Below are 9001 nucleotides of genomic sequence, written 5' to 3' on the forward strand. Positions count from 1 at the left end.
GCCGTACTTCTCGGCGACGACCCTGGTGAACTCGGCCAGGCCGACCGCACCGGTCACCATGTCCTTGACCTTGGTACCGGAGGCGAACTCGGCGCCGCCGGTTGATGCCTGCAGGATTCCGTCGCTGCCGGCCTCGGCGAAGCCGCGGAGCGCAGCGTTGACCGTGATCGACGACGTGACGTTGATCGCCGGGTAGGCAAAGCCGCCCTGCAAAGCAATCTCGTCGAAGCCCAGGCCGGTGCGCTGGCTGGCGCGGCCCGGCTTGCCCGCATCACTGGGCGCGAAACTGACAAAGTTGCTCGCCCGCCCCAGCACCAGGCCGAGGCTGGTGTCGGAAATATTGCCGCTGGGGAAGCGCGTATGAGCGAGTGCCAGGCCGCCATACCAGGGGCCAGACTGCATGCGCAGCGACAGCTCGGGGCGCAACATCAGGCCGCCGCCAAAGCGCACCTGATCCGAACCCACCCCGCCGCCCGCGCCGGCATAGAGCCCGGCCGCCAGATGCGTGGACGAACTCAGCCGCCAGCGCCGCTGGCCGGTGAAGCCCATCGTGAACAGCCCGCCGTAGTTGCCCTGCGCGGCGCCATAGACGCTGGGGCCGAAACCCCATTCTTCGTCCACCGCCATCAAATAGCTCAGGCCCAGTAAAGCGATGCGGTCGCCATTGGGCAAGCGCAGCGGCGTCCAGCTGCTTTCCACGGTGGCCGGGCGGACGGGGCCGGGTCGCACGAGCTCGGTGGGCGAGCCCTGGGCTTGCGCCGGCGCAGCTGCGGCAACAGCCAGCGCGATGGCGCTGGCGGCAAATGTAGAAAAGCGAATCACCGTCATTGTTTTTTCTTTGCCCGCGGATGCGCGGCGTCGTAAATTTTGGCCAAGTGTTGAAAATCCAACTGCGTGTAAATCTGTGTGGTGGTGATGTGCGCGTGGCCCAGCAACTCCTGCACCGCGCGCAGATCACCACTGGACTGCAGGATGTGCGAGGCAAACGAATGCCGCAACATATGCGGGTGCACGTGGGCCGGCATGCCCGCGGCCAGCGCGCGCGCCTTCAAGCTGGCGCGGATCTGCACCGCGCCTAGGCGGGCGCCGCGCTGCCCGACCAGCAAGGCCGGCTCATCGCTGCGCGCCAGCTGACCCCGCAGGCTCAGCCAAACCCGCAAGGCGGCCAGCGCGGCCGAGCCTATCGGCACCGAACGGCGCTTTGACCCCTTGCCCAGCACCGTGGCCTCGGCCGCCGCCAAATCAATCCAGCCCAGCGATGCCGGCCCGGCTTGCGCGTCCAGCCCCACCAGCTCGGAAACGCGCAGGCCGCAGCCGTACAGCAGCTCGACCATGCAGCGGTCGCGTGCTTCGATGCGCGCATCCACCGCCGCCGCATCGGCCGGATTAGCCTTGAAGTTGGCCAATTGCACCGCGTCGTCGACGGCCAAGGCCTTGGGCAAGGGCTTGGCCGCTTTGGGCGCCCGCAGGCCATCAAAGGGGTTCAGCTCGACCAAGCGCTCGCCGCCCAACCAGCGGTAGAGCCCGCGCCAGACCGACAAATGCAGGGCCATGCTGCGCGGGCCCAGTTCGATGTCACGGTGCAGTTGAGCCGCCAGGCTGCGCGCTTGATGGGGGCGCAGCGTCAGCAAAGCGGTGCCGGTTTGCCCGGCCAAGTTTTGTAGGCGCAGCAAAGCATCCGCATAAATGACCAGGCTGCGCGGCGCAAGGCGGCGCTGGACCCGGATGTGCTCCAGATAGGCGGCCAAGGGCGCCGCCAGTGGCTGCGCCTCGTCGCCTTGCTCGCTACCCTCAGACCGCTGCGTTTGCTTCACCACTGCCAGCCAGCAACCTAGCCAGCGCCGCGCTGGCGATATCGCCCACCCGGGCCAGGAACTCGGTGCCCATTTCGGCGGTGTAACGAGTCGGGTCGGGCGAGCCCAGCACCAGCAGGCCGAAGCTCTGGCTGGGCTTACCGTGAGTCAGCGGGATCAGCGCCAGCGAGGTGGCCGCGCCATGGCTGCCGCCCTCTTGGCTGCCTAACCACTGCGCGGCCTCAAAACCCGAGTTGATGCCGCAATAGGGCTGGCTCAGGCTGGCCGCAAAGCTCTTCACGTCAGGGCTGACGGCCTGTGCAAAGTCCGCCTGCGCATGCTCGGGCGCGACATTCCAGATCCGCAAACCGGCCTGTGGAATCATGAATTGATGCCGCAACTCATGCAGCAGCACGGTCGGTAGCTGGGCCGCGTCCGAGGTCAGCATCAGGCTCTTGGTCCAGCGGTGCAGGCGGTCGGCAATGCCGACGTTCTCCTGGCCATTGCGAATCATCTCGATGATCTTGGACTCCAGGCCCTTGATCTTGTCGCGCAGCATTTCGGCCTGGCGCTCCTGCAGCGACACCGCGCGGGCGCCATGCGGATGGCTCAGTTGCACGGTCGCCAGCAGCTCGGCGTGGCGCTCGAAAAAGCCCGGCGTCTTGGCCAGAAAATCGGCGATATCTTGCTCGGTAATGACTTGCCTTGACTCTTCTTGATTGCTCACAGCGCTATCTCTCCTTCAAATACGGTTTGTGCCGGCCCGGTCAAGAACACCGGCGCCTGCAGGCCGGCACTGAGCCCGGCCCATTCAATTTTCAAATCGCCGCCGCGCGCATGCACTTCGACGACCTCATCCAGCAACCCCAAGCGGATGCCGGCCACCACGGCCGCGCAAGCGCCGGTGCCGCAGGCCAGCGTTTCACCGGCATCGCGCTCGAACACCCGCAGACGAACCTCGCTGCGCGACACAATCTGCATAAAACCGGCATTGACCTTGCGGGCAAAGCGGGCGTGCGCCTCGACCAAGGGCCCGACCGTCGGCACCGGCGCGGCGTCGACGTCGGCGACCAACTGCACCGCGTGCGGATTGCCCATGGACAGCACCGCCACCTCGCAATCCGCGCCCTCCAAGGGCCAGAGCTCGAAGCCATTGAGCCGTCGCGGGCTCAATCCGTTGGCATCAAACGGCAGCTTTGCGTGCTCGAACACAGGCGCGCCCATGTCCACGCTGACACGGCCGTCGTCGCGCAAATGCAGCTCCAGCACCGCATTGACCGTTTGCACCCGAATGCTGCGCTTGTTCGACAAGCCCTGTTCAGCCACATAGCGCACAAAACAGCGCGCGCCATTGCCGCAATGCTCGACTTCATCGCCGCTGCTGCCGTTGAAGATGCGGTAGCGAAAGTCGACGCCGGCCGTATCGCTACGCTCAATCACCAGGATCTGGTCGCAGCCGACGCCAAAACGCCGATCGCCCAGATGGCGGAGCTGCGCGGCGGTCAAGGTCAGCGGACTTTGCAAGGCGTTGATGACCACGAAGTCATTACCGGCGCCCTGCATTTTGGTGAAGCGAAGTTTCATAAAGCGATTATCGCCGTTAGCGATACAGCGAAGGCTCTCCCTCCGGCCGGGTCTTGAAGCGCCGATGGACCCACAGATATTGGGCTGGATTCTCACGGATGCGTTGCTCCAGCCAAGCGTTCATCTGCGCCGCGTCGGCCTCCAGATCGCCACTCGGGTAGCCGGGCGGCGCGGCCCAAACCTCCAGCTCATAGCCCTGCCCGCCCGGCAGCATAGTCGCCACCAGCGGCACCACCAACATGCCCATGCTGCTGGCAATCTTGGCCGGCGCCAGCAAGGTGCAGGTGGGGATGCCGAAGAAGGGCACAAAGGCCGAGTCCTTGCGGCCGAAATCCATGTCCGGCAGGTTGAAAAAGGCATGGCCCTGGCGAATCAAGCGCAGCACCGGTCGAATGCCTTCTTCCCGGATGACCGAGGTGGTGGCGCCGAAACGGCTGCGACCGGCCAGCATTTGCGCATCAAAAACCGGATTGCTTTGGCGCTGGTAAACAAACACGCCGGGGGTTTGCTGGTTCAACATCAGGCCGTTGCCCACCACATCCAGACCGGCGAAATGCGGCACCCACCACATCACCGCCGCCTTGCTGTGCTCGGCCACCTTGATGTCGCCCTTGATGCGGATCAGCCGGCGCAGCCGCTCGGGCGAAGCAAACCACAGCAGGCCACGCTCCAAGATGCTGCGGCCCATCCAGCCGAAATGCTGGCGCGCCAGCAGTTCACGTTCGGCGCTGGATTTTTCTGGAAAACACAGCGCCAGATTGCGCAACGCAATGCGCCGGCGCGACCCAGCCACCCGCCAAAGCACGCCGCCCAGCCCCTGACCGAGGGCCGCCAAAACACTCAGCGGCAGGAAATGCAACAACCACAGCAAGGCAATGGCAAGACGAGCGGCAATGCGGGCTCCCATGCTCAAGCACCTTCCTTGGGCGCCAGCGTCGCGGCGCTCGCGATGTCGAGGCCACGCGGATGCTTGTAGCGGTTATAGCCCCAGAGGTATTGATGAGGTGCGAGTCGAATCATTGCTTCCATCGCTTGGTTGATGCTGGCGGCGGCCGCTTCTGCGGGCATGTCGGCCGCGATCACCGGCGCCGGCCGTACATGCACCACATAGCCGCGCCCTTTCGGCAAACGCTCGCCCCAGATCAACAAAGCGGCAGCGCCGGTTTGTTGCAGCAGGCGCGGGGCCAGCGTCATGGTGTAGGCCGGGCGGCCAAAAAACGGCGCCCACAGCCCCAGGCCCTGGGGCGGCACTTGGTCGGGCAAGAGGCCGATCGACTGGCCCTGGCGCAAGGCACGAATCATTTGCCGCACGCCGGCCAGCGTCGCCGGCGCCGTGGCCAGGCCCGGGCGGCCGCGCGAGTCATCGATGACCCGCCGCAACCAGGCTTGCTTGGCGGGCCTGAACAACACCGTGATCGGCGCCTGCGCCGATGCAAAGCGCTCGGCATAGGCTTGCGCACAGATCTCGAAACAGCCCAGATGCGGCGTCAGAAAAACCAGGCCACGCCCCTGGGCCAAGGCCTGCTCGACCAACTCGATGCCCTGCCACTGCACGACCTCGCCGAGCGCCTGGCCGGGCGGGCGCATCCACAGCCAGGGCAGCTCGGCAATCATGCGGCCGGCCTCCTTGATGCCGCCGCGCGCCGCGCTCCAAGGCAGGCCGGCAATCTGCACATTGGCTCGGTAACGCTGGCGATAACTGGGGGACGCCGCATAAACCAGGCAGCCGGCCAGCGCGCCCAATGCATGGAGAACCCGCAGGGGCAAACGCGAAAGCAATCGGAACAACATCAACATATTTCTATAATCCAAGAATCGCCGAGTTAAATTGGACAACTTGCGGGGCGATGCGGGCTTTATTCACATGAATGAAACACCCGCCGGGCAGCGATGCTCAACAAATGCTGCTAAAGCGTTCGCCGCGTCACTCGACAGCACGGCAACGCCGATCAACTGTTAACTGGAGTGTAAAAGTGGCGAACAACGATTTCTTATTTACTTCTGAATCCGTTTCCGAGGGTCACCCGGACAAATGCGCGGATCAGATCTCGGACGCGATTCTCGACGCAATCTTCGAGCAAGACCCGCGCTCCCGCGTCGCCGCCGAAACGCTCTGCAACACCGGCCTGGTTGTGCTGGCCGGCGAGATCACCACCAACGCCCATGTCGACTACATCCAGGTCGCCCGCGACACGCTCAAGCGCATCGGCTACGACAACACCGAATACGGCATCGACTACAAGGGCTGCGCGGTGCTGGTCGCCTATGACAAGCAAAGCAATGACATTGCACAGGGCGTTGACCATGCGTCCGACGACCACCTGAATATCGGCGCCGGCGACCAGGGCCTGATGTTCGGCTACGCCTGCGACGAAACGCCCGAGCTGATGCCGGCGCCGATTTATTACGCCCACCGTCTGGTCGAGCGCCAGGCGCAATTGCGCAAAGACGGCCGGCTGCCCTTCCTGCGCCCGGACGCCAAGAGCCAGGTGACGATGCGTTATGTCGACGGCAGGCCGCATTCGATCGACACCGTGGTCTTGTCCAGCCAGCACAGCCCGGAGATGAGTGACGGCCACAAGATGAAGCCGGAGTTCATCGAAGCAGTGATCGAAGAAATCATCAAGCCGGTGTTGCCCAAGGAATGGCTGAAGGACACCACATACCTGATCAACCCGACCGGCCGCTTCGTCATCGGCGGCCCGCAAGGTGATTGCGGCCTGACCGGCCGCAAGATCATTGTGGACACCTACGGCGGCGCTTGCCCGCATGGCGGCGGCGCGTTCTCCGGCAAGGACCCCAGCAAGGTCGACCGCTCGGCCGCCTATGCGGCGCGTTATGTGGCGAAAAACATCGTCGCCGCCGGCTTGGCGCGCCAATGCCAGATCCAGGTCGCTTATGCGATCGGCGTGGCCCGGCCCATGAATGTGACCGTCTACACCGAAGGCACCGGCGTGATCTCGGACGACAAGCTCGCCGCCCTGGTGCAAGAGCATTTCGACCTGCGTCCCAAGGGCATCATCCAGATGCTGGATTTGCTGCGGCCGATCTACACCAAGACGGCGGCCTATGGCCACTTCGGCAGGGAAGAGCCCGAGTTCACGTGGGAGCGCACGGACAAGGCCCAGTTGCTGCGGGCAGCAGCCGGGCTGTAAAGCACGGCACCCGCGTTAGCGGGTACTGGGACTTGGGGCGAAGTTCATGTCGCGCAGCGACGTGAACGCAGACCACAAGGCAGCATTGCTGCAAGCAGCGGCCGGGCGGTAAAGAACCAGCCTGTCATCGCTAAAACAAAAGGCCGCCTAGTCACCAGGGCGGCCTTTTTTCATGCAAAACACCGTCAACTCATCCCGCACAACTTCTTGAACGGCCCCAGCACCGCGTCGCCGCGAAACGGCTTGACGATCCAGCCGGTCACACCGACCGCCTTGCCACGGGCGCGCATCTGCGGGTTGTCCTCGGTCGTCAGCATCACGATGCGCACCGCCTGATTGCCCAGCTCGGTGCGGATTTTTTCGGCCATGGTCAGGCCGTCCATATTGGGCATATTGAAATCACTGACGACCAATTTGATGGCGGGGTTAGCGCGCAACTGCAGCAGACCATCACGGCCGTCGGTGGCAACAATGACCTGGAAACCGTTGTTGCTGAGAAAGCTGGAAACAATCTCCCGCATGGTGCTGGAGTCATCAACCACCAGAACATCTGCCATATCAAAAACTCCTCGGGTGGGCACTCGGCAGGCTGTCTTGCGCCCACTGATTCAAAATAGATCCAACTCGCCGGTCGGGCCTGCCTTGGTCGCATGCGCCTCAAAGTCCGCAAACTCCTCCGGCGACCAATGCAGATTGAAGATCACTCTTTGCACAATCACCAACGGCGGCATGCCGGGACGGGCCGGATCGGACAGTTGATAACGCAAACACAGCTGCGGATCTTGCGACCCAAACGAAATGTACTTGTGCGCATGGTTGATGACGATGGGCACCTGCGTTTGCTGTTTGCTCAATTCCTGCGGCGGAATGTAGCGATTTTTGAAGGCGCCCCAGATCAGATTGGTGGTCTCACCCAGCATATTGTTGAGCTCGCGGAAGTTCAGGTCGCCGCCGACCCCTTCGTAGCTGAAGCCCTGGATCAAGCCCTGGCGCAGCGCGTTTTCCTCGGTCTGCAGCATCATGTAGCCGCGGCACCAGGTGCTTTCGATCGGGATCAGCGTGGACACCTCGCCGTGGATGATGCGGTCATGCACAACATAGGGCGACTCGGCCAAGACTTTGGCGTTTGGAAACATCGCTACCAAGGACTCACAAGTCAGGTCGGAAATGCCCTGCACCAAGCTGCGCGGATAGCTGAGGCTGAAAATCGCATGCTCAATCGCGGCACGCAATTGCACCAGATCCCCGGTCACCCAGCGGTGGCGCACCACCAGCTGCTGGGCCGGCGTTAGCTCGCTGTCGCTGTCGCCTTCACTGCTGCGGCGCAGAAAGATCGGCAACTCCGGCCGCAACTTATGAATCGCGCGCGCCAGCTGCAAGGCATCGCCTTCGTCGCAGGGCAGGTCATCCGCTAGCAGCACACCGCCCAGATCTTTGTGCATCGCCAGCGTCGCCAGGGCATCGCTGGCCGACCGCGGCAATGCCATCAGGCCCATGGACTGGCAGAACTCGCTGAGGATCTGGTATTGCTCTGGGTCGTGCTCAAGCAGCAAGACTTTGGCTTCTAGTAGGGTGTTGTCTGTCATGTCTGTTCGCGGTGCGCTGGCGCCCGCCCCGTGTTGTACTTGTACCGAAGGGCCAAACAAAGTTCGTCCACGCCCGCTTCCGAACGTCAGGCCCTGTCTTCGGCAGCGCAGCACAATTCTGTAGGGCTTTGGACACGCCAAGCCCACGGCGCCCATGGCGCCCTCCCCCCCACCTTCCGCTACACACAAACCCGCTGGACGATGCGGTACAAGCCCGCATAATCAAAACAAGTCCCCCGCAGCCCATCCACACATGCCCGCCCACATGTCTGAGCATTTGCAAGCCTCGTCCCTGCCAGCTCTGCGGATCCTGGTGGTCGACGACCAAGCCTCGGCGCGCTGCGTGCTGGCGGCTCAGTTGACGGCGGCGGGGCACCCAGTGCTGTGGGCCGACTCGGGCGACCGTGCCTTGACTCTGTTCCAGCAAGACAAGCCGGATCTGGTGTCGCTTGACGTCGAAATGCCCGGGCATGACGGCTACTGGGTCGCCAGCCAGTTGCGTGCGTCGGAGGCCGGGGGCGATTACCTCAAGGGTTTCAACGATCGCCTGGGCCATGCCGAGGGCAACATCTGTTTGCAGCGAATCACACCCCTGCTGCAAGAAACCTGCCGGCGCCCGCGCGACTGCGCGGCCCGCTATGGCGGCGAAGAATTTGCCTTGATCCTGCCGGGCCCGCCGCGCTCCGGCGCAATGACTATGTCCCGGGCTGTGCTGCGCACGCTGGCCAGCACGGCGATTGCGCACCCCGACTCGGCCGTGGCCGCCCATGTCACCTTGTCGGGCGGCATCACAACCGGCATACCCGACCCAAGCACCACCGTCGAGAGCCTCTTGCGGCACGCCGATGACGCTTGGTACACCGCCAAATCCCGCGGCCGCAAT

At 63.8% G+C, this 9001-nt stretch carries 10 protein-coding genes; 2 read left to right on the forward strand and 8 right to left on the reverse strand.

Annotation, left to right across the window (positions count from 1 at the left end; genetic code table 11):
* The 6 genes from RMO57_RS10860 to RMO57_RS10885 all read right to left on the reverse strand — a co-directional run.
* Positions 1-828, reverse strand: an 828-nt coding sequence (locus RMO57_RS10860; protein ID WP_310386516.1) for a class II fructose-bisphosphate aldolase, incomplete at its 3' end; no start/stop codon positions are given.
* The gene (locus tag RMO57_RS10865; protein ID WP_414896406.1) at positions 825-1814 is read right to left on the reverse strand and encodes a tyrosine recombinase XerC; all 990 of its coding nucleotides are present in this window, start codon (positions 1812-1814) and stop codon (positions 825-827) included. The genes RMO57_RS10860 and RMO57_RS10865, both read right to left, overlap by 4 nt.
* Positions 1792-2520, reverse strand: a complete 729-nt coding sequence (locus RMO57_RS10870) for a DUF484 family protein (protein ID WP_310386518.1) — start codon at positions 2518-2520, stop codon at positions 1792-1794. The genes RMO57_RS10865 and RMO57_RS10870 overlap by 23 nt, the downstream gene beginning before the upstream one ends.
* Positions 2517-3377, reverse strand: coding sequence for a diaminopimelate epimerase (dapF, locus tag RMO57_RS10875; RefSeq protein WP_310386520.1), 861 nt, complete (start codon positions 3375-3377; stop codon positions 2517-2519). Before dapF ends, RMO57_RS10870 begins: the two co-directional genes overlap by 4 nt.
* Before the next feature lie 16 nt (positions 3378-3393).
* Entirely contained in the window at positions 3394-4284 is an 891-nt protein-coding gene (locus RMO57_RS10880) for a lipid A biosynthesis acyltransferase (protein ID WP_310386522.1), read from the reverse strand.
* A gap of 2 nt (positions 4285-4286) precedes the next feature.
* Entirely contained in the window at positions 4287-5174 is an 888-nt protein-coding gene (locus tag RMO57_RS10885; RefSeq protein WP_310386524.1) for a lysophospholipid acyltransferase family protein, read from the reverse strand.
* A gap of 176 nt (positions 5175-5350) precedes the next feature.
* On the opposite strand from RMO57_RS10885, the gene metK reads away from it, so the two are divergent.
* The gene (gene metK / locus RMO57_RS10890) at positions 5351-6532 is read left to right on the forward strand and encodes a methionine adenosyltransferase (protein ID WP_310386527.1); all 1182 of its coding nucleotides are present in this window, start codon (positions 5351-5353) and stop codon (positions 6530-6532) included.
* A gap of 185 nt (positions 6533-6717) precedes the next feature.
* Here the strand turns inward: metK and RMO57_RS10895 are convergent, their stop codons facing one another.
* Both RMO57_RS10895 and RMO57_RS10900 read right to left on the reverse strand, forming a co-directional pair.
* Positions 6718-7089, reverse strand: a complete 372-nt coding sequence (locus RMO57_RS10895; protein ID WP_310386529.1) for a response regulator — start codon at positions 7087-7089, stop codon at positions 6718-6720.
* 51 nt (positions 7090-7140) lie between these two features.
* On the reverse strand, positions 7141-8118 hold the full coding sequence (locus tag RMO57_RS10900; RefSeq protein WP_310386531.1) for a chemotaxis protein CheX: 978 nt from the start codon (positions 8116-8118) through the stop codon (positions 7141-7143).
* Between the two features lie 253 nt (positions 8119-8371).
* Between RMO57_RS10900 and RMO57_RS10905 the strand changes: the two genes are divergently transcribed.
* On the forward strand, positions 8372-9001 hold a 630-nt coding region (locus tag RMO57_RS10905), incomplete at its 3' end, for a diguanylate cyclase domain-containing protein (protein WP_310386533.1).

The organism is Roseateles sp., from assembly GCF_031397715.1.
GTDB lineage: Bacteria > Pseudomonadota > Gammaproteobacteria > Burkholderiales > Burkholderiaceae_C > Paucibacter_A.